Raw genomic sequence first — 19198 nt, forward strand, 5'->3', positions numbered from 1 at the left:
GAGTCCGCTGGCAGGAGGTCTCCTCGCCTCCGTGACCGACGGCGGGCGCCGAAGCAATGACCCCGCATTCGACTCCCGCTCCAAGCAGCACGAGGCAGCGTTGCAAGAGACGAGGGCGATCGCAGATGGGTTGGGTGTGAGCCTGGGCAACCTAGCCGTCGCCTGGGTGCTCTCTCGACCGGGCATGACCTCGGCGATCGTAGGCCCGCGCAATCCTGACCAACTGCGCGACCTGCTCAGCGCACCCGATCTGCAGATTCCGGACGACATCACCGCGCGTCTTGATGCCATATGGCCAGGACCCGGCGGGCCGGCTCCCGAAGCGTACGCGTGGTGATCAGGTGGACTCTCGCACAACCAGTTCAGTGTCCAGCGTGAGCCGCCGCGGTGGCAGGCTCGGATCGTCGGCCCTCTCGAGCACGAGCCGGGCCATCGTGCCGCCGATCCGGGCGAACGGAACCCGCACGGTGGTCAGGGTGGGAGATCCACCCAGTGCGACGCTCGAATCGTCATAGCCGATGACTCTGATGTCATCAGGAACGCGGCGACCAGAGTCGAGGATCGCCTGCACAGCCCCCCGTGCCATCACATCACTCACCACCAGGACACCATCAACTTCGGGGATACGTTCCAGAACTCGGTGCATCGCGCTCCGGCCAGACGCCTCGGAGTAGTCTCCATGCTCAACAGCCGTGCGCCCACCGTTGGTGGCCTCGGTGTACGCGGCGATCTGCAGATTGGTCGATGGCTCGCCCGAAGCCCCCGCGATGAGTACCGTGCGCTGCGCTCCGCGAGTCAAGAGATGATCAGTGGCACGACGGAGCGCGCTCGCTGTGTCGACATCGACCACGTCCAAACCGGGTCGTTCGAGGATGGTGCCGGTGGCTGCGAGCGGAACGCCGGCGCGGATCAGGTCTGTCACAACATCCGGGATGATCTCCGGTGAAATGATCACAACGCCGTCTACGTGACGTGCGAGGACGAACTGTCGGACCTTGTCGGCTTGGTAATCGTTGCCCGCTATCAGCACGATCAGCTGCGAACCGAGTTCCGCCAATTCGGCGCTCGCACCGGCCAGAATCGGGGCAATATTCGGGTCGGCGAAGAACTGTTCACCGGCCATTGGAACGACGAGCCCGATCGTGTCAGCGCGATTCGTGGCGAGACTACGCGCTCCGTGATGAGGGACGAAGCCGAGTTGCAGCGCCGCCTCCCGAACCTTGGAGGCAGCGCCCTCGCTTACGTAGCGCTCGTTATTGAGCGCGCGAGAAGCGGTCATGGGCGAAACGCCAGCAAGTTCGGCGACGTCACCCAACGTGGGCCGTCGGGGAGTTGTCGTCGCGTCGCGCCGAGCCACAACTACCTCCACTCATCGTCCTGATTGCGCTACCAGAACCGAATCTAGCAGAGTAGCCAGGCGAAGCTTTGGTCACCCGTGTACGCGCCACCCACTGCTCGCCTTCCGCGCCCTACAGCCCTATGTGCTGACGGCGGCGATGCTCAAACCTGCGCGCCTGATCTATCTCAGCAGTTCGATGCACCGCGGCGGCTCCGTCGACCTCGATCGACTGGCATCCGCGACTGCGACCTACAGCGACACGAAATTGTGGGTGACGACGCTCGGTCAGGCTCTTGCTGATCGATGGCCCGACACGACCAGTCACGCCGTCGACCCGGGCTGGGTTCCCACTCGTATGGGCGGTGCGGCTGCGCCGGACGATCTCGTCGAGGGCCACCGAACCCAGACCTGGCTGGCGACCGATCCCGATGTCAGGCCCGCCACCGGTGGGTACTGGCATCACCGTCGCGCGCAGACTCCGCACCCCGCAGCGACCGACGCCGACTTTCAGGCGCGCCTCCTCGTCACACTCGCCCGACGCAGCGGTATCGATCTCGATTGACTTCTCCTCGCCCGAGCGGGATCGCCCGGGCAGGTCAGTGGGCGAGCGCCTCCCAGTCGACGTCGAGCATGCGGGGCTTCCGCCGCGAGATGCGTGCGCGCAGGACCGTGCCTACGGCCGGCCAGTACCTGCGGTCGAGGACGACTTCGGTCTCGAGGGTCTCCGGCTTCAGTTCAGGGGCTTCGAGCTGGAGCGTCATCTCGCACGTCTGGTAGCGGCCCCGGGGCTTCGGGGCCGACAGCGAGAGGATCCGGATCGTGCCGCGCATCGCATCCGCCATCGGGGAATGCGTCAGCCGCTCGAGCTGCTCCGCCGCGTCCTCTTCCCAGTCCTCCATGGTCCTCAGGCTAGCTATTGTGCGGCTGTCGCCGCTCCGTGGTGGTCGAGAGTATTCCAGCGCGGTCGCCTCTTGCCTGCTTCATCGCCCTCCTCAGCGTGTGTCTCAGTCCGAATGTGGTTCTCGGCGTCGCGAGCCACGGCTATCGCGCGGGCTCGGCCAAACCGTGCGGATCATGGGAGCGGGTGAGGCGGCCGCGCAGCTACGGATGGTGATGACGCCGAGGCCGGCGGGCACCCGCGTCGGTAGCCGCTCCCGGCGCTGCAGCACGCCAATGAGTCGCTTCTCCCAGCGGAGCGTCGCGCAAACCTAGGTATGCGCGACGGATGTCGCGGTGTGCGTACGCCCGTAGCGTTCCCCACAGATCGCAGGTCCACCGACTGCGCACTCGCATCACCGAACTCATCGACGAACTAGGGAGTTGGACGATTTTGAACATCATGCCCGTCAACGGTCGGCACGCTCTGCGCTGGACCCTCGCCCTCGCCGGCGCTGCTGTACTCACTGCCCTCTCGGTCGCCTTGCCGGCCTCCGCACAGGACAAGGCGGCACCACCTGAATCGCTGCCCACGGTGGTGCTGGTGCACGGCGCGTTCGCGGATGCGTCGGGATGGAACGGCGTCACCGAGCGTCTGCAGAAGAAGGGGTTCACGGTGATCGCTCCGGCCAATCCGCTGCGCGGTCTCACCGCGGACTCCGACTATCTGAAGACCGTGCTCGCCACGATCCCCGGCGATATCGTCCTCGTCGGGCATTCCTACGGCGGCGCCGTCATCACGAACGCCGCAACCGGGAACCCGAATGTGAAGTCGCTCGTGTACATCGCCGCCTACGCATTGGCCGCGGACGAGAATGTGCTGGCTGCCAATGCGCTCGGCGGTGGCCACAACGACTTCGCCGATCATCTGATCTTCCGTCCGTTCGGCCCGGGCGCGACGGACCTCGACGCCTACATTGATCCGGCGTTCTTCCGCGATCTGTTCGCCGGCGACCTCGCCAAGAAGCAGGCGGCCGTCTTGGCCGCCTCGCAGCGTCCCGCCGCCCTCCCGACACTCCTGACCCCGTCCGGTGCGCCTGCCTGGGAGACCATCCCGAGCTGGTACCTGGTCGCTGGTGGGGACCACACCATCCCGCCGGAGGCCGAACGGGCGATGGCGGCTCGCGCCGGATCGACGACCATCGAAATCGACAGCTCGCACGTCGCGATGATCAGCAATCCGGATGTCGTCACTCAGATGATCCTGAACGCAGCGAAGTAGCGCCGGGCAGTCGACGAAGAGGGGGCGGGGCCGCGTCCCGCCCCCTCTCGCGTGGCGCCCCTCACAGGGGCGCATCAGGTGGTGCCGCCGTCGCGTAAAATAGATCAGTGCCTCCCTATGCCCGGCACAGGAAGCACCACGGTGATCACATGCCTTACCGCGATCAGGCGACAGTGGACGGCTGGGTGCGCGAGTTCCTCGAGTCCAACGCCAACACGCACATCGAAGTATCGGTGCTCGACAAGGATTTCACGGCTGGACCCGATTCCGGGTTGGTGGTGGTGTCGCTGCGCAACGCGTCGACCCTCACTTATATCCAGCCCGCAATGCGCGATGGCGCGCCGCACTGGCTCGTCACCTTCGAGGCCCGTCGTGAGAGCTTCGATCTCGACTTCGCCGGCGTCGCCCAGCTCGCCGCAGATCTATCCCTCATCTCGCGCATCTGCGAGCATCTGCAGGTCAAGACCGACGTTGCACTCCAGATGAAGGCGGCGGGTTCGGCGCGCTGAGCCGGAGGGGGACCCCTCCCCATCCGGTCATCCCGTCAAGTAGAGCGCCCCTGCGCTGACCATGAGTGTCGCGGCGACAAGACCGGACGATGTCGCAAGCCGGCGTGCCATCAGCTCAGCGGAGGCGCGGGATCGGCGCGTGCCCATTCGCTTGACCTCGAGCACGGCCCGCTGAGCCTCGCGCAGCGAGTAGTAGCGGCCGACGGGCGTCGAGTGGCCATCGACGGCGACGAACGTGCCGTGGGCCGTCGACTCGACGAACCCGAGGTACTCGCCGTTACGCGTGCCGACGCGCAATCCCGGCTGCACCTCATTCCATCGCACCGCAGGCGGGATCATGAGCGGGTGGGATGACACAGCGGGAGCGCTCACGCTGCACGCTCCAGCAGCGAGCGGACGATGGGCACCGGAAGCTCGTCGGGCTCGCCGAGGTCGATGGTCAAGCCGCTGGATGAGCTCGCCGCCTTGGCCATCTGCTCCAGGTAGTCGCGGTCGAGTTTCTCCGCCTCGGCCGAGTCCAACTCGAACCGCAGCGGTATCGAGCAGTGCAGCCAGATCGTGGAGCGGCCGCCGGGCACGCCGTCGGGGTGCCGCCAGCTGACGGAGAAGCTCTCGGAACGCCGGAGCTTTGTCGTGGCCAGCACGCGAAGGTGAGTGAGAGTGCGGTCCGGCATCTCGATCGGGTCGGTGCCGATGCCGTAGTAGAGACGTCCCATTTCCTTGTCTTTCGCTCGGTGAAGCAACTTGCTAGCGAGATTACACACATCATGAATCGCTAGTCAAACTACTTTTATTGATTCGTGTATTGTTGACTTCTGAGAAGTCCGGGGGGCGATATGAACGAGACCGCGACTGTCACGGACAGTGACTCCGTGGTCGCTGCGTACCGCAGCTTCCGCAGCGCCGACGCGGCCTGGCATGAAAGGGTGCGCGCGGCCACAGGGATGGGCGACAACGAGCTGCGGGTAGTCCAGTACCTGCTCTACGCCCGGCGTGAAGGTCGAGATGTCAAGCCGACCGAGATCGCCCGCCACCTTGGAATCTCGTCAGCCTCGACCACGGCGCTCCTCGATCGCCTGGAGCGGGGCGGCTCGCTCCAGCGTCTCAGCCACCCGACGGATCGGCGCAGCATCCTCATCTCCACCACTCCGGAGGCCGAAGCTCGGCTCTCCGCAACCGTCGAAGAGTACGATCGCCGCCTCGCACGCCTGGCCGCTGAGTTGACTGACGATGAGCGCGGCGCGGTCGAGAGGTTCCTCGCAGGCCTCACCGAGGCGGCGGACTCGATCGCAGCCGAATAGGACCACGCCTCGCGTGCAGCCCGGAGGCCGCGGTCCTGCGGCGCATCAGGAAGAAGTCTCGACCACCTGTGGGGTGCTCCATGAGGCGAGGAGTCTGAGCCGCTCGGCTGAGGGCGACCCTGGTTCGGCGGTGTAGATCATCAGCACCTGACCTGGTTCGGCGGTGATGACGAGTTCCTCGTACGCGAGGATCACCTCGCCGATGATCGGGTGGATGAACCGCTTCGTGCCTGCACCGTGGGTTCGAACGTCGTGCGCACCCCATAGCCGCCGGAAGACATCGCTGCGGGTGGAGAGTTCGCCGACGAGGTCCTGGAGTCCTTTGTCGTGCGGGTCGCGGCCGGCTTCTGCGCGCATGATCGCGACGCACATCTCGGCGAACAGGTCCCAGTCGGGGTAGAAGTCATGGGAGGCGGGGTCAAGGAACTGGAACCGGGCAAGGTTCGGGGTGCGCCCACCGTCACCGATGAGGGGTGCGTAGAACGCACGCCCCAGCGCATTGGTGGCGAGCACGTCCTGGTGCTGATCGCGGACGAACGCGACGCCGTCGGTGATCGCCGACAACGCCCACTGCAGGCTCGGCCGCGGCGTGGCCGCCTTCGCGGCACGACGTCGGGGACGACCGGACGAAGGGATGCCGTCGGCGGCACGGGCGAGGTCGAACAGGTGGGCGCGTTCGGTGTCATCGAGCTGGAGCGCGCGCGCGATGGCGTCGAGTACGGATGCAGATGCGCCGGCAATCGCGCCGCGCTCGAGCTTGGCGTAGTACTCGACACTCACGCCGGCGAGGGTGGCCACCTCGGTGCGGCGCAGCCCGGCGACGCGTCGATTGGCGCCGCTCGGAAAGCCGGCCGCGTCGGGGGTCACCTTCGCGCGTCGCGACATCAGGAATTCGCGCACCTCGGCTCGGTTGTCCATGCCGCCATCGTAGGTCGGCCCATCCGAGCGAGGGGTGCCCTGCTGGTACACCTCTCATCAGGAACTCCCTCACTCGCGTGGAACGCGGTTGTGTGGGTGTCATGCCCCCGACATCCCTCACCCCCGTCCGGCCCGCGATCGGCAGATTCGTCCCGACGCTGCTGCTCCTGCTCACGGTCTTCGGGCCGATCTCGATGGACCTGTATCTGCCGGTGCTGCCGGCCCTCACAGTCGAGTTGGATGCCGCGACCTCCGTCGCGCAGCTGACCGTGACCGCGTGCCTGATCGGGCTCGCGCTCGGGCAGCTCATCGCCGGGCCGCTCTCGGACCGGTTCGGCCGTCGCGTCCCGCTGCTGGTCGGGCTGGTCGCGTACGTGGTGACATCGGCGATGTGCGCGGTGAGCCCGAGCATCGAACTGCTCATCGTCGCCCGCGTGGTGCAGGGCCTCGCCGGTGGCGTCGGAATCGTCATCGCGCAGGCCGCGGGACGCGACCTGTACTCCGGTGGCGCACTGATCCGCTTCTATGGGCGGCTCACCGTGCTCGCCGGCCTCGCGGCCATCGTCGGACCGCTCATCGGCGGGATGCTGGCGACCGTCGCCGACTGGCGGGGGCTGTTCCTCTTCCTCGCGGCGATCGGCGCAGTCATCCTGCTCGCGACCCTGCTCGGTTTCCGGGAGACACTTCCGGCGAGCCGGCGCACGTCGGGCGGATTCCGGCAGACCGGCCGTGACTTCCGCGTGCTGCTCTCCGACCAGGTCTTCGTCGGCGCCGTGCTCGTCACCGGACTCGCGAACGCCGCCGTGTTCGCCTACCTCGCCGGCGCCACCTTCGTGCTGCAGGGCATCTACGGGTACTCGCCGCAGCAGTACGCCATCGCGTTCGGGCTCAACTCCGCCGGGTTCATGGTGTTCGGCTTCCTCGCCGCCCGCACCGCCGAGCGGTGGAGCATCCGCGGCACGCTCGTCGTCGGTATCGTCATGTGCGGACTCGGAGCGGGTGGGCTCCTCCTGGCGGGCCTCACCATGGTCCCGGTCGTCGTGGTGAACGCCTCGCTCTTCATCATGGTGAGCGGCGTCGCCGTCACCACTCCGCCCACCACCACGCTGGCGCTCGCGGAGTACCCGCAGATCGCGGGCACCGCATCGTCGCTGCTGGGAATGGCGCGTTTCGCATTCGGCGCCATCGCAGCGCCGCTCGTCGGCATCGCCGGCGCGACCAGCATCCTCCCGCTCGGTCTCGTCACCGCCACCTCGATCGCGCTCGCCACGATCGCCTACGCGACATTGATCGCCGGGCCATCCCGCACGCAGCAACCGCCCTCGGCAGCAGCGCAGTCAGCGCTCGCGGCAATGCACTGACCGCCACCCGTCCGCACTCAAGAAGGAGACCCCATGCGTGGAGTCATCATGCACGCCCCCGGCGACGTCCGCGTCGAGGACCGAACCAACCCGGTCATCATCGAATCCACCGACGCGATCATCCGCATCACCGCGTCCTGCATCTGCGGCTCAGACCTCTGGCCATACCGCGGCACTGATCCGGTGGCGGACACACCCATGGGCCACGAGTACGTCGGCATCGTCACAGAGATCGGCGCGGACGTGACGTCGCTGCACGTCGGCGACTTCGTGGTCGGCTCGTTCTTCGCCTCAGACAACACCTGCGAGATCTGCCAGGCCGGCTACCAGTCACGCTGCGTGCACGCCACCGGGCTGGACGGCACCCAGGCCGAGTACGCCCGGATCCCGTTCGCCGACGGAACCCTCGTCGCAACCCCTGGCCTGCCTGACGCCGACCTGATCCCGTCGCTGCTCGCCGCATCCGATGTGCTCGGAACAGGCTGGTTCGCCGCCGTCGCCGCCGAAGCCGGCCCCGGCAAGACGGTCGCGGTCGTCGGAGACGGCGCGGTCGGCTTGCTCGGCATCCTCGCCGCCAAGGAACTGGGTGCGGAGCGGATCATCGCGATGAGCCGCCACGCCGACCGGCAGGCGCTGGCCCGCGAATTCGGCGCGACCGACATCGTCGTGGAGCGCGGTGACGCGGGTGTGGCGAAGATCAAGGCGCTCACGGACGGGCTCGGCGCCCATAGCGTGATCGAGGCGGTCGGCACCCAGGAGTCAATGATGCAGGCTGTCCGCGCCACCCGCCCCGGAGGACACGTCGGCTATGTCGGCGTCTCGCACGACGTCACACTGCCCGGCCTCGAACTGTTCTTCTCCGGTGTGCACCTCCACGGCGGCCCCGCACCCGTGCGCCGCTTCCTGCCCCAGCTCATCCAGCTGATCTGGGACCGCAAGATCGACCCCGGAAAGGTCTTCGACCTCACGCTCCCTCTCGACCGGGCCGCCGACGGGTACAAGGCGATGGACGAACGCCGCGCCACCAAAGTGCTCCTCACCGTCTGAACAGAGCGAGGTGACCCCGCCTCAGCGGGCGACGTGCTGGTCACTCGCCAAGCTGCTCCCGGTACCGCAACCGGGTCATGTAGTCCCATGACCTCGCGCTCACGCCGGGCAGCGGCTGGCTCTCTGGCGTTGACGGGTTTGCGGAGTAGGCGTCTCGAAGACCGCGCTCGATTCCCTTGGCCGCGATGGCGAGGACTTCGACAATCGGCAGTGGTGAGCTTCCGTCGTTCGGAACGACGGCGCCGAGTGCTGCGTATACCGAGGAGTCCGGACCTCTGACTGGTACGGCGACCCCGCGGGACTCCTCATGGATGTGGCCCTCGCTCACCGCGTAGCCGTCGATACGGGCGCGTTGCAGCGCAGCTTCGAGTTGCGATCTCGTGCGGATCGTGTGGGGTGTGTAGGCGTGAAGCCCCGCTGCCAGGACGTCGTCGAGGGTGGTGCGGGGTGCGTGCGCGAGGAGAACGAGACCGCTGGATGATGCATACAGGGGGAGGCGTCCGCCGATCAGGACGGTGTTGACGACGCCGTCAGGATGCGACAGGCGGTCGATGAACAGCACGTCCGTTCCCGCGAGCACGCCGAGTTGGGCGTGCTGACGGATGCGGGTGTGCGCTGCCGCGAGCCAGGATCGGGCAATTTCGCGAAGTCCGGGTGCCCCGGGCGTATGCGCTGCGAGCTCCCACAGTCGCAGGCCGAGGCGATACGTGCGGTCCGGCATCCGCTCCACAAGCCCCTCGTTCTCCAGGTCGCCGAGCAGGCGGTGCAGTGTGGAGGGCGTCATCGTCGTGGCGCGGGCGAGCTCGCTGAGGGTCAGAAAGGGCTGCAGCGAGGTGAACGCGCTGAGAACGCGCATGTGCCGGTGAAGAGTGGACTCCCCAGCCGATCTCCGCGCCACGGCTTCCCCTTTCGCATCATGCGAATATCGCAGACCCACAGTACTGCGGCTTGCCTAACGTGAGATTGCGATCACAGAGGATCGCGTGAGCGGCAAGGAGGCCGTGATGATCAGGACGCCACTCGCCCCCGCGATCGGTGTGGCTTCGACACCGGTGAACGCACGCGGAGCCGTGGTGGTCGTCGACAAACGTCGTCTCACCGATGAAGTCGTGGAGTTCACGCTCGCACGCCCCGATGGGTCGCGCCTCCCGGACTKGGCCCCAGGCGCGCACATCGACGTCGTTCTCCCGGATGGCGTGACGCGGCAGTATTCGCTCTGCGGTGACCGCTGGGATGCCCTCGCCTACCGGATCGCCGTACAACGCGAGCCGGAGGGACGCGGCGGGTCCGCCGCACTGCACGACGACGTGAACGAAGGCGACATCCTCGGCTTCGGGGGTCCGCGCAACAACTTCCGATTGGCTCCGGCCGCGAGGTACCTGTTCGTGGCTGGTGGCATCGGCATCACCCCGATGCTGCCGATGATCCGGCAAGCGGAGATGCTCGACATCCCCTGGCGTCTGCTCTACCTCGGGCGCTCTCGCGATCGGCTTGCGTATCTGAGCGAGCTCGACCCGCACGGCGACCGCGTGCAGTTTCAGTTCGCGGACGAGGTGGGTCGCGCTGATCTGAGTGCTTGGCGCCCGGAGGATCCCTCGACCCGCGTCTATGCGTGCGGACCGGAGCGACTCCTCGATGAAATCGAGTCCTGGGGATCCAGTGGTCCTGGACTTCCTCCCAGAACGGAGCGGTTCACCGCGTCGGCGGCAGCCCTCGCAGGTCCGTCGATGCCTTTCCAGGTGCACGCTGCGAGATCCGGTGTCACCGAAACGGTCGCTCCCGGGGAATCCATCATCGCGGCTCTTCGACGTAGCGGTGTCGACATCCTCAACTCGTGCGCCCAGGGCGTCTGCGGCACCTGCGAAACGGCCGTCCTCGAAGGCACTCCCGATCATCGCGACACACTCCTGGATGATCGCGAGCGCGCCGAGGGCACGTGCATATTCCCCTGCGTATCGCGGTGTGCCGGAGACCGAATCGTGCTGGACCTGTAAGGAGATCACATGAGCCTCGTGACCACGGCGGAAGCGCCGCACAGTAACATCGACCCGTTCTCGGCGGAGTTCCTCGCCGATCCGCTCCCGCACCAGGAAGCGCTGCGGGAACTCGGGCCAGTCGTCTACCTAGACGCCTACGACGTCTTCGCCGTCGCCCGATACGCCGAGGTCCACCAGGCGCTGACCGACTGGCAGTCGCTCCAATCGGGTGCGGGCGCGGGACTGGCCAACTTTCGGCATGAGAAGCCCTGGCGCCCCCCGAGCCTGCTGCTCGAGGCAGACCCTCCGCGGCACGACGCCCCGCGCGCGGTCCTCACCGCACTGCTGTCTGCCCGACGACTGCGCGCCCTGGAGGAGCAGTGGCGCACGGATGCCGTCGCTGTCGTCGATGAACTCCTGGCAGGAGGTCCCGAATTCGATGGCGTGACGGATCTCGCTGAGGTCTTCCCCCTGCGCGTCTTTCCGGACGCGGTCGGCATCGGGAAGAGTGGTCGGGAGCACCTGCTGCCCTACGGCGACTTCGCCTTCAACGCCTTCGGCCCTCAGAACGACCTCCTCCAGCGCGCTGGGGAGAACATCGCCCCGACGATCGCGTGGATCGGCGAGCAGTGCCGCCGCGAGAACCTGGATGATCACGGCTTCGGTTCGCAGATCTGGGGCGCGGCCGATCGAGGCGAGATCACCCACGAACAAGCCCCTCTGGTCGTGCGCTCGCTGCTGACTGCCGGCGTGGACACCACGGTGACCGGCATCGCGTCCCTCCTGCACGCGGTGGCCACCACCCCAGGGGCATGGGAACGACTGCGCGCTGACCGCTCGCTGCTGCCCCGAGCATTCGAAGAGGCCGTACGTTGGGAATCCCCGGTGCAGACCTTCTTCCGCACCACGACCGCTCCCATCGAGATCGCCGGAGTATCGATTCCAGCCGAGCGGAAGGTGCTGATGTTCCTCGGCGCCGCGAACCGGGACCCTCGGCGATGGAGCGTTCCGGATCGCTTCGACCTTGATCGCGATCCCTCCGGCCACGTCGGCTTCGGGATGGGCATTCATCAGTGCGTCGGGCAGCATGTCGCCCGCTTGGAGGCCGTCACGGTCCTCGACGCGCTGCTGGACCGTATCGAAACGATCGAGCTGGCGGGCGCGCCGGTGCGCCATCTGAACAACACACTCCGCGGATGGGAGCGGATTCCGCTGCGATTCTCCGCTTAGGCCCTCCTCGGCTGAGCATCCGCCTGGGTCTTGCCGTCCAATGCCGGCGGAGTCGCCTCGAGCTCGGCAGCGGCCCGCGCAAACAACCCACGCATCCACTCGTGCTCCGGATCATTGCTGAACAGCGGATGCCACCAGAGCGCGGTCAGCACCGGTGTGGAATCGAACGGTGGAGCCACGGCGACGAGGCCTCCCAGTCGGACGAACCGTTCCGCAAGCCGACTCTGAACCAAGGCGAGCCGCGGGGTGCCGACGATGAAATCCGCCATTGCCAGGAAGCTCTCGACCACCAGATCGACCGCCGGCTCGATACCCAGATTCTGGAGCTGGCGAGAGATGAGGGTGAACGCCGATCGTGACTGGTACGTGTAGACCCAGTAAGCCGTCGACAGATCCTCGACGGTCAGCCCCTGGCGTACCGCCCCGTTGTCTGCCGAAGCGACGATCGTCCAGGTGTCATGCCAGAGGTCTTGATAGGGCAGCGCGTTGAGGAATCCATGCGGAAGAACGATGCCATCGGCGGACCGAAGTCGTGATCGAGCGTCGTCCACGATGTCGGGGCTGTGCAGTTGGAATCGCAATCGCACGTCTGGCGCCTCTGCGGCGGCGGCTCGCGCAACCATTGGCCCAATGGTGCTCAGTGCGTAGTCGGATCCATAGAAGGTGAACTCGCGAGTGGAGTGCTGCGGACTCCACTCCGCTTGGATCGCGAACACCCGCCGTGCACCCTCAAGTGCGATCGCCGCATGAGGTGCGAGGCGGGAAGCCAGCGGCGTCAGATCGAAGGAGTTCCCTCGACGCACCAGGATCGGGTCTGAGAACTGGATCCGGATGCGCCGCAACGAGGCGCTCAGCGCCGGCTGGCTCAGCCCCAGGCGCTCGGCCGCTCGGCTGACACTCCGCTCGGTGATCAGTGCGTCGAGTGCCAAGAGAAGGTTCAGGTCCAGTCGCGAAAGCTTCGGAACGTCGGACATCGCGAACCCCCGTGGATATAACGTCGTTGGATATCGGCTATGCCAAATCTCATCTTCCTTTATACCCCTGAACTGACGGATCCTGTCAGAACGAGCCACCGCGGGCTCGAGGAAAGGATCGATGATGATCAAGCTTCTTGCCCACCTGTCGTTCGTGACGATCACGTCGCCGGACGTCGATGCGTCTGTGAAGTTCTACGAAGACCACGTGGGGCTGACCGTCGTCGACCGAACCGACGACGCCGTGTACCTGCGCTGTTGGGGTGACTACTACAAGTACTCCCTGGTGATCGTGGCCGGGGACGCGCCGTCGCTGGCAACCATGGGGTGGCGCACTTCCAGCCCTACCGCGCTCGAGGAAGCCGCCAAGCGAGTTGAGGCGGCGGGGGTGGTCGGTGAGTGGTTCGAAGACCCCGGGCTTGGTCGTGCGTACCGGTTCATCGGGCCGTGGGGACACAGCCTGACGCTGCACTGGGACGTCGCCCGTCACCAGCCCTCGGCCGCTTCAGCGTCGATCTACTCCGATCGCCCCGAGAAGCGGTCCAAAGTCGCCGGCGCGCCGCGTCAGCTGGACCACATCACGATCGCCGCGAGCAACGTCGATGCGTTCACCGAGTGGTACCGGGACGTCCTCGGCTTCCGGTTCATGGCTCGCACCGTGCTTGACGAAGCGCCGCTCTCGGTGTTCTCGGTGCTGACGACGAACGAGAAGTCTCACGATCTTGGCGTCGTGCTCGACGGCTCGACGATGCCCGGTCGGTTCAACCATGTCGCGTTCTGGGTAGACACTCGGGAAGAACTGCTCATCGCCGCGGACACGCTGATGGAGAACGGTCACCCCATCGAGTACGGCCCCTCGGTGCACGGTATCGGCGAGCAGAGCTTCCTCTACTACCGGGAGCCGTCAAGCCTGCGCATCGAGCTCAACACAGGCGGCTATCGCAACTACGTGCCGGACTGGGAGCCCAACACCTGGAAGCCGTCGCTCGGCTCGAACAACTTCTACCGCAACAGCGCCATGCCGATGTCGATGACGGAGTCTTTCCCAGCAGCTGACGGCCCCAGCGCGACCGAGGAGGGGGTGCCCGAGGAGATCCGGGAAGCCCTCGTCAACCCGTACGCCCAGCATGGCCGAGGCTGACTCGGGCCCACGCCCCAGCACGGGGAAGGCCACTCGCGCGGGCCTTCCGGGGAACCACACCACCAACCAACCAGAACGAGGAGGTTCTGACATGACCGCAGTCAACAAGGTCGCCATCGCAGGATGCGGAGTAGCCGGCATGGCCGCCGCCATCGCACTCGCCAAGGCGGGCGTACACGTGGACATCTTCGAGTCCAAGCCCGAGCTCAGCGCGCTCGGCTCGGGCATCACCCTGCAGGGAAACGCACTGCGTGCCCTCGATCAGATAGGTGTCTGGCAGGATCTGCTCCCGCTTGGTGCCGCCGTCGATGGCCTCACTTTGCGGCTCCCTGGTCCGGGCGCACCGATTCTGCAACAGCTCCCCGAAATGAAGAACGGCGGCCCAGACTACCCAGGCACGTTCGGCGTCTACCGCCCCGAGCTCGCCGGAGTGCTCCTGTCTCACACCCTCGCAGCCGGGACGACCGTCCGATTCGGCGCGAGTGTGACCCGTGTGGAGGTGACCGGCGACGGAGTGGAAGTGTTCGTCGACGATGTGTCAGTCGGCGTCTACGACCTCCTGATCGGCGCCGACGGACTCAACTCCGTCGTACGTGATCTGATCGGCATCGAGGTGAAGCCACAGCCGACCGGGATGGGGGCGTGGCGTTCCTTCGTCTCACGCCCTCCCGAGGTCAACTCCTCCGAGCTGTTCTATGGCGGACCGGTCTACATCGCCGGCTACACCCCGACCGGCGATGACACGATGTACGCGTTCCTCGTCGAAGCCGCTCAGGACCGCGTCGGAGTCTCGGACGAGGAAGCCATGCGCATCATGATCGACGAGTCGCGCGCCTACCAGGGACCGTGGGACTCGATTCGGGCCGACCTCGAAGCGGGTGCACACGCGCATTACACCTGGTTCACTCAGCACCTCGTGCCCGCGCCATGGAACCGTGGCCGCGTCGTCCTCATTGGCGACGCCGCGCACAGCTGCCCGCCCACGATCGCGCAGGGCGCCGCTCAAGCGCTCGAGGATGCGATGGTGCTCACGGAACTGCTGCTCGGTCGCGACTCTCTCGACCAGCAGCTGTGGGATGACTTCCACCAGCGCAGGGTGCCTCGCGCGCAGGCCGTCGTGGAGGCGTCCGTCCAGCTCGGCCAATGGCAGATCGACGGCGACCGCGACGCAGACGCCGGTGGTCTCATCTTCGGGCTGGCGCAGAAGATGGCGCAACCGGCATGAATGTCCTGGCCGATATGTCCCTCCGATCACTGGACAACTACGGGCACGCTCGTCCCAAAAGGGCGCAAGGACGATGACGGGGAGCGGGAGCCGGCTCGCGCTCGATGCGCATGTGGCATCGGCCGAGTCGGCGCCCGGCCACCTGATCGGCTGGAAGGCGGGCCTCGGGGGCCCCGGCGCGATCGACACGCTCCACCTGCAGGGCGCCCTTGTCGGGCGCCTGGTCCGAGAGGGACAGCTGTCCTCAGGGACGACCGTCTCGGTCGCGGACTGGGTGGACCCTCGTCTCGAGCCGGAGATCGCGGTGCGGATCGGACGGCGACTCACCGGCGACGAAACCCCCGAGAGTGTCATCGACGCCATCGCCGAGGCGATGCCGGCGTTCGAACTCGTAGATGTCACCGGGACCCTCGACGATGTTCCAGCCATTCTCCAGGCGAACATCTACCACCGCGCGATCGTACTGGGCGCACCCCTCGATCCTCTCGAGGCTCTTCAGGGTGCGCTGCCGGTCACGATCATTGCCGGGGCGCGTACGGTGGCGCATCGCAAGCGTGCAACGGACGCCATCGGCGGCATTGCCACCGTGATCGCTCATGCGGCGCGTGCCGTCGCGGCCGCCGGAGAGGCAGTCGAATCTGGACAGCTGGTGATGACCGGCTCGCTTGTCGCACCGATACCCGTCGTGGCCGGGCAGGACTACCTCGCCGACCTCGGGCGACTGGGTGTCGTCTCGTTGAGAACGTCATGACGAGCGCGACCGACTTGCTCGATGAGGAGAGTGTCATTGCCTGGGCGTACGCGCACGGAGTGATCCCCTCAATACGTGGCGTGCGCGCGAAGGGATTGTCAGGGGGCATCTCCAATGTCGTGCTCGCCGTCCACTCGGGCGACCGAAGTGCGGTGGTCAAACAGTCCCTTCCCGAACTTCGGGTGGCAGAGAAGTGGGAGTTCGACCGAGCCCGCGTTGTCACGGAGCGAAAGGCAATCTCCTACCTGTCGACGATCATCCCTGGTCACGTGCCCGAGGTTCTCGCGGTCGACGACGAGCACTTCGCGTTCGCGATGACGATGGCCCCTCCGCCCGGCGAGGTCTGGAAGGCACTGCTGATGCGCGGCGAACTCGACCCCGGTACCGCCGGCGCGGCAGGCGCAATCCTCGGCCACATCCAGACCGCCTCGCGATCGGATCGCGAGTTGCTCGCGGACTTCGACGATCGGATGCCGCTTGTCCAGGGTCGAATCCAGCCGTACCACCTGACGGCCGCCGCGAAGAATCCTGACGTTGCTGACATCATCACCCGACATGCCGACCAGCTCGTAGCCGCCCGTGACGTACTCACGCTGGGGGATTTCGCGCCGAAGAATCTGCTGGCGTACCCCGACCGGGTTTTCATCATCGACCTCGAGGTCGCCCACCTCGGCCATGCGGCATTCGACCCGGCATTTCTACTCACCCATCTTGTGTTGAAGAGCCTCGTGCTGCCGTCGCGCGTCGATGACCTCGCCACCTTGGCAGCCACCTTCTGGAGTGCCTATCAGAACACCGCCGGTGAGCCCGCCGCCGAGAGTGACGTGCGCGTTGCGCTCGGCTGTCTGCTGCTCGCCCGGGCGGATGGCAAATCTCAGGTCGAGTATCTGGGCGCCCACGCACCCAGCGTTCGGGCAGCCGCCAAGGATCTGCTCACGAGTGATGTCGACACCCCGATCCACGAGAGCGTCGCACGCGCGCTCCACACCCTCGGAGGGACCCAATGACCACCCACTACATCGATTCTGTGATCGGACGCGAGATCCTCGATTCGCGTGGTCGCCCGACTGTCGAGGCGGAGGTGCGCCTGAGTGACGGGCGTTCCGTCATCGCCAGTGTCCCTTCAGGTGCCTCAACCGGACGCCATGAAGCAGTCGAACGCCGCGACGGTGATCCGCAACGCCATCGAGGAAAAGGGGTGCGGCAGGCGGCGAACTCCATCAGCACCGAGATCTCTCGCCGTCTCGAGGGCATGCCCGTCGACGGCCATCAAGTCGATCGCGCCCTGATCGATCTGGACGGAACGGAGGACAAGAGCCGACTGGGGGCCAACGCCATCTTGGCGACGTCCCTCGCCGTAGTTCGCGCGGAGAGCATCGTCGCCGGCCGGCCACTCTGGCGGCACCTCTCCGGAGGCCGCGATGTGACATTGCCCATGCCGATGGTGAACATCATCAGCGGTGGCCTGCACGCAGGGAAGCAGTTGGACTTCCAGGACTTCCTCATCATCCCCGTCGGCGCGGAGCGCTACAGTCAGGCGCTCGACTGGATCAGCGATGTCCACGCGGCCACCGCCGAAGTTCTCAGCCGCCGAGGCTACTCGCTGCTGCGTGCCGATGAAGGCGGGTACGGCCCCGCTCTCTCCGGCCATGAAGAAGCTCTCGAAATACTGGACGCTGCCGTGGAGTCGGCAGGACTTCGCCTCGGCGAAGACATCGGGTACGCACTTGACGTTGCCGCATCCCATTTCTATGACGAGACCCGCGATGTCTACCACCTGGCCAGCGAGGGCCGAGATCTCACTGCCACCGACGTCATCGACCTCCTGGAGGGCATGGTGGACCGGCATCCGATCCTGTCCATCGAAGACGGCCTCGCCGAGGACGATTGGGAACACTGGCCCGCCCTGGTAGAGCGGCTCGGAACCCGTATCCAGGTCATCGGCGACGATCTGTTCACCACGAATACCAAGCGTCTCGCTCGTGGCATCAGCGAGCACTCCGCCAACGCCGTCCTCGTGAAGATGAACCAGATCGGAACCATCTCGGAGACGCTCGAGGTCGTCGTCCAGGCGAAAGCCGAGGGATGGGCGACGATCATCTCGGCGCGATCCGGCGAGACGGAGGATCCCGCGCTCGCCGACCTCGCCGTCGGCTGGGCCGGCGGGCAGATAAAGATCGGCTGCGTCACGCAATCCGAGCGACTCGCCAAGTACAACCAGCTCACCCGCATCGAACAGCAACTGGGCGACCTTGCCGTGTTCGCCGGCCGCGCCGCCCTCGGCGGAGGAGCAGGACAATGAGCGCACCCAAGATTCTGATCACCGACTACACCTGGCCGGACACCGCAGTGGAACGGCGAGTGCTCTCGGAGCTCGACGCGGAGGTCATCGAAGCTCCGAACGGTGACGAGCACACCCTCGTACGGCTCGCCGAGGGCGTATCGGCGATCATGACGTGCTTTGCGCACGTCACCCCCGCGGTCATCGATGCCGCCGCCGCGACTTTGAAAGTCGTTGCCCGCTACGGCGTCGGCGTCGACAACATCTCTGTCGACGCCGCCACCCACCTTGGGATACCGGTCACGAACGTCCCGGCATACTGCGTCGACGAAGTAGCGGAGCACGTGCTCGCGATGATCTTCGCCCTCGAACKAGGCCTTCCTACCTACGATCGCGCTGTCAGGGACAACGACTGGCGACTCCGAGCAGATCTCGGTACCCGACGCATTCGCGGGCGGACAGTAGGAATTGTCGGCGGGGGCCGCATCGGCTCCGCGCTCGCCGAACGCTGCGAGGCTCTCGGCATGCGGGTGCTGATCCACCACCCGCGTTCGCCTCACCTCGGCGACCCTTCGCTGTTCGAGCTGCTCGGCCAATCCGACTACGTGTCGCTGCACGTACCTCTCACGCCGGCTACCGCCCACATGGTCAATGACGACTTCCTGCGGGCGATGCAACCCGACGCCTACTTGATCAACACCGCACGCGGAGCCGTCGTCGACCCGGGGGCCCTGGAGCGTGCACTGAAGCTCGGGTGGATCGCCGGAGCAGGAATCGACGTGTTCGAGCCGGAAATCCTTCCACCTGGACACCCCCTGCTCGCGCAGGCGCGCCTGCTCGCCACCCCACACACGGCCTTCTCGTCGCGGGAGTCGATCGCCTCACTGGCTGAGCAGGCGGCGCAAAGCGTGGTCGACGTCCTGACGGGCAGGACACCGGCCAGCGTCGTGAACCAATGACTACGCAAGCCCCTGAGGATAAAAACGC

At 66.4% G+C, this 19198-nt stretch carries 22 protein-coding genes; 15 read left to right on the forward strand and 7 right to left on the reverse strand.

Annotated features, from left to right (window positions below):
* The coding region (locus ACXJ3V_RS18745) for an aldo/keto reductase (RefSeq protein ID WP_457101862.1) at nt 1-337 on the forward strand (337 nt) is incomplete at its 5' end.
* On the opposite strand, the gene ACXJ3V_RS18750 is transcribed toward ACXJ3V_RS18745, so the two are convergent.
* Entirely contained in the window at nt 338-1369 is a 1032-nt protein-coding gene (locus tag ACXJ3V_RS18750; RefSeq protein WP_457101863.1) for a LacI family DNA-binding transcriptional regulator, read from the reverse strand.
* A 127-nt stretch (nt 1370-1496) separates the two neighbouring features.
* Between ACXJ3V_RS18750 and ACXJ3V_RS18755 the strand changes: the two genes are divergently transcribed.
* Entirely contained in the window at nt 1497-1901 is a 405-nt protein-coding gene (locus ACXJ3V_RS18755; protein WP_457101864.1) for a hypothetical protein, read from the forward strand.
* 34 nt (nt 1902-1935) lie between these two features.
* Here ACXJ3V_RS18755 and ACXJ3V_RS18760 read toward each other — a convergent pair whose 3' ends face one another.
* Complete coding sequence (locus tag ACXJ3V_RS18760) at nt 1936-2238, reverse strand: hypothetical protein (protein ID WP_457101865.1); 303 nt, start codon at nt 2236-2238, stop codon at nt 1936-1938.
* A 440-nt stretch (nt 2239-2678) separates the two neighbouring features.
* Between ACXJ3V_RS18760 and ACXJ3V_RS18765 the strand changes: the two genes are divergently transcribed.
* Nucleotides 2679-3497 (forward strand): alpha/beta hydrolase, encoded by an 819-nt coding sequence (locus ACXJ3V_RS18765; RefSeq protein ID WP_457101866.1) that lies wholly within the window; start codon nt 2679-2681, stop codon nt 3495-3497.
* A gap of 149 nt (nt 3498-3646) precedes the next feature.
* Nucleotides 3647-4006, forward strand: coding sequence for a protein-L-isoaspartate carboxylmethyltransferase (locus ACXJ3V_RS18770; RefSeq protein ID WP_457101867.1), 360 nt, complete (start codon nt 3647-3649; stop codon nt 4004-4006).
* Between the two features lie 27 nt (nt 4007-4033).
* Here the strand turns inward: ACXJ3V_RS18770 and ACXJ3V_RS18775 are convergent, their stop codons facing one another.
* Together ACXJ3V_RS18775 and ACXJ3V_RS18780 are read right to left on the reverse strand one after the other, a co-directional pair.
* Nucleotides 4034-4378, reverse strand: a complete 345-nt coding sequence (locus ACXJ3V_RS18775) for a peptide ABC transporter permease (RefSeq protein WP_457101868.1) — start codon at nt 4376-4378, stop codon at nt 4034-4036.
* On the reverse strand, nt 4375-4722 hold the full coding sequence (locus ACXJ3V_RS18780; RefSeq protein ID WP_457101869.1) for a DUF7882 family protein: 348 nt from the start codon (nt 4720-4722) through the stop codon (nt 4375-4377). Before ACXJ3V_RS18780 ends, ACXJ3V_RS18775 begins: the two co-directional genes overlap by 4 nt.
* A 156-nt stretch (nt 4723-4878) precedes the next feature.
* Between ACXJ3V_RS18780 and ACXJ3V_RS18785 the strand changes: the two genes are divergently transcribed.
* Complete coding sequence (locus ACXJ3V_RS18785) at nt 4879-5307, forward strand: MarR family transcriptional regulator (RefSeq protein WP_457101870.1); 429 nt, start codon at nt 4879-4881, stop codon at nt 5305-5307.
* 45 nt (nt 5308-5352) lie between these two features.
* Here ACXJ3V_RS18785 and ACXJ3V_RS18790 read toward each other — a convergent pair whose 3' ends face one another.
* Nucleotides 5353-6225, reverse strand: coding sequence for a helix-turn-helix transcriptional regulator (locus ACXJ3V_RS18790; RefSeq protein ID WP_457101871.1), 873 nt, complete (start codon nt 6223-6225; stop codon nt 5353-5355).
* Nucleotides 6226-6326: 101 nt separating this feature from the next.
* On the opposite strand from ACXJ3V_RS18790, the gene ACXJ3V_RS18795 reads away from it, so the two are divergent.
* Entirely contained in the window at nt 6327-7586 is a 1260-nt protein-coding gene (locus tag ACXJ3V_RS18795; RefSeq protein WP_457101872.1) for a multidrug effflux MFS transporter, read from the forward strand.
* 33 nt (nt 7587-7619) lie between these two features.
* Nucleotides 7620-8633: a zinc-dependent alcohol dehydrogenase family protein gene (locus ACXJ3V_RS18800; protein WP_457101873.1), complete on the forward strand. Its 1014-nt coding sequence runs from the start codon at nt 7620-7622 to the stop codon at nt 8631-8633.
* 40 nt (nt 8634-8673) lie between these two features.
* On the opposite strand, the gene ACXJ3V_RS18805 is transcribed toward ACXJ3V_RS18800, so the two are convergent.
* Nucleotides 8674-9489, reverse strand: coding sequence for an IclR family transcriptional regulator (locus ACXJ3V_RS18805; RefSeq protein WP_457101874.1), 816 nt, complete (start codon nt 9487-9489; stop codon nt 8674-8676).
* A 148-nt stretch (nt 9490-9637) separates the two neighbouring features.
* Between ACXJ3V_RS18805 and ACXJ3V_RS18810 the strand changes: the two genes are divergently transcribed.
* The gene (locus tag ACXJ3V_RS18810) at nt 9638-10627 is read left to right on the forward strand and encodes a PDR/VanB family oxidoreductase (RefSeq protein ID WP_457101875.1); all 990 of its coding nucleotides are present in this window, start codon (nt 9638-9640) and stop codon (nt 10625-10627) included.
* A 9-nt stretch (nt 10628-10636) separates the two neighbouring features.
* On the forward strand, nt 10637-11839 hold the full coding sequence (locus ACXJ3V_RS18815; RefSeq protein ID WP_457101876.1) for a cytochrome P450: 1203 nt from the start codon (nt 10637-10639) through the stop codon (nt 11837-11839).
* Here the strand turns inward: ACXJ3V_RS18815 and ACXJ3V_RS18820 are convergent.
* A complete protein-coding gene (locus tag ACXJ3V_RS18820; RefSeq protein WP_457101877.1) occupies nt 11836-12945 on the reverse strand; it encodes a LysR family transcriptional regulator in 1110 nt (369 codons plus the stop codon). The genes ACXJ3V_RS18815 and ACXJ3V_RS18820 overlap by 4 nt on opposite strands.
* On the opposite strand from ACXJ3V_RS18820, the gene ACXJ3V_RS18825 reads away from it, so the two are divergent.
* The 6 genes from ACXJ3V_RS18825 to ACXJ3V_RS18850 all read left to right on the forward strand — a co-directional run bounded on the left by ACXJ3V_RS18825 (nt 12938) and on the right by ACXJ3V_RS18850 (nt 19170).
* Nucleotides 12938-13954, forward strand: coding sequence for a VOC family protein (locus ACXJ3V_RS18825; RefSeq protein ID WP_457101878.1), 1017 nt, complete (start codon nt 12938-12940; stop codon nt 13952-13954). The genes ACXJ3V_RS18820 and ACXJ3V_RS18825 overlap by 8 nt on opposite strands.
* A gap of 91 nt (nt 13955-14045) precedes the next feature.
* A complete protein-coding gene (locus tag ACXJ3V_RS18830; protein WP_457101879.1) occupies nt 14046-15179 on the forward strand; it encodes an FAD-dependent monooxygenase in 1134 nt (377 codons plus the stop codon).
* Nucleotides 15180-15252: 73 nt separating this feature from the next.
* The gene (locus ACXJ3V_RS18835) at nt 15253-15930 is read left to right on the forward strand and encodes a fumarylacetoacetate hydrolase family protein (RefSeq protein WP_457101880.1); all 678 of its coding nucleotides are present in this window, start codon (nt 15253-15255) and stop codon (nt 15928-15930) included.
* Nucleotides 15927-16937: a phosphotransferase family protein gene (locus tag ACXJ3V_RS18840; RefSeq protein WP_457101881.1), complete on the forward strand. Its 1011-nt coding sequence runs from the start codon at nt 15927-15929 to the stop codon at nt 16935-16937. The genes ACXJ3V_RS18835 and ACXJ3V_RS18840 overlap by 4 nt, the downstream gene beginning before the upstream one ends.
* Entirely contained in the window at nt 16934-18232 is a 1299-nt protein-coding gene (gene eno, locus ACXJ3V_RS18845; RefSeq protein WP_457101882.1) for a phosphopyruvate hydratase, read from the forward strand. The genes ACXJ3V_RS18840 and eno overlap by 4 nt, the downstream gene beginning before the upstream one ends.
* Nucleotides 18229-19170 carry a C-terminal binding protein gene (locus tag ACXJ3V_RS18850; RefSeq protein WP_457101883.1) on the forward strand — a complete coding sequence of 314 codons (942 nt, stop codon included), beginning with the start codon at nt 18229-18231 and terminating at the stop codon, nt 19168-19170. Before eno ends, ACXJ3V_RS18850 begins: the two co-directional genes overlap by 4 nt.
* The last annotated feature ends 28 nt before the right edge of the window (nt 19171-19198 follow it).

Source organism: Microbacterium sp. P5_E9 (assembly GCF_054049175.1).

Excerpts from the sequence above, each read along its gene's own strand:
- ACXJ3V_RS18755 (WP_457101864.1), top strand. The coding sequence starts at position 1,497 with ATGCTCAAACCTGCGCGCCTGATCTATCTCAGCAGTTCGATGCACCGC.
- ACXJ3V_RS18760 (WP_457101865.1), bottom strand. The coding sequence starts at position 2,238 with ATGGAGGACTGGGAAGAGGACGCGGCGGAGCAGCTCGAGCGGCTGACG.
- ACXJ3V_RS18765 (WP_457101866.1), top strand. The coding sequence starts at position 2,679 with ATGCCCGTCAACGGTCGGCACGCTCTGCGCTGGACCCTCGCCCTCGCC.
- ACXJ3V_RS18770 (WP_457101867.1), top strand. The coding sequence starts at position 3,647 with ATGCCTTACCGCGATCAGGCGACAGTGGACGGCTGGGTGCGCGAGTTC.
- ACXJ3V_RS18780 (WP_457101869.1), bottom strand. The coding sequence starts at position 4,722 with ATGGGACGTCTCTACTACGGCATCGGCACCGACCCGATCGAGATGCCG.
- ACXJ3V_RS18790 (WP_457101871.1), bottom strand. The coding sequence starts at position 6,225 with ATGGACAACCGAGCCGAGGTGCGCGAATTCCTGATGTCGCGACGCGCG.
- ACXJ3V_RS18795 (WP_457101872.1), top strand. The coding sequence starts at position 6,327 with ATGCCCCCGACATCCCTCACCCCCGTCCGGCCCGCGATCGGCAGATTC.
- ACXJ3V_RS18800 (WP_457101873.1), top strand. The coding sequence starts at position 7,620 with ATGCGTGGAGTCATCATGCACGCCCCCGGCGACGTCCGCGTCGAGGAC.
- ACXJ3V_RS18805 (WP_457101874.1), bottom strand. The coding sequence starts at position 9,489 with ATGCGCGTTCTCAGCGCGTTCACCTCGCTGCAGCCCTTTCTGACCCTC.
- ACXJ3V_RS18815 (WP_457101876.1), top strand. The coding sequence starts at position 10,637 with ATGAGCCTCGTGACCACGGCGGAAGCGCCGCACAGTAACATCGACCCG.
- ACXJ3V_RS18825 (WP_457101878.1), top strand. The coding sequence starts at position 12,938 with ATGATCAAGCTTCTTGCCCACCTGTCGTTCGTGACGATCACGTCGCCG.
- ACXJ3V_RS18830 (WP_457101879.1), top strand. The coding sequence starts at position 14,046 with ATGACCGCAGTCAACAAGGTCGCCATCGCAGGATGCGGAGTAGCCGGC.
- ACXJ3V_RS18835 (WP_457101880.1), top strand. The coding sequence starts at position 15,253 with ATGACGGGGAGCGGGAGCCGGCTCGCGCTCGATGCGCATGTGGCATCG.
- ACXJ3V_RS18840 (WP_457101881.1), top strand. The coding sequence starts at position 15,927 with ATGACGAGCGCGACCGACTTGCTCGATGAGGAGAGTGTCATTGCCTGG.
- eno (WP_457101882.1), top strand. The coding sequence starts at position 16,934 with ATGACCACCCACTACATCGATTCTGTGATCGGACGCGAGATCCTCGAT.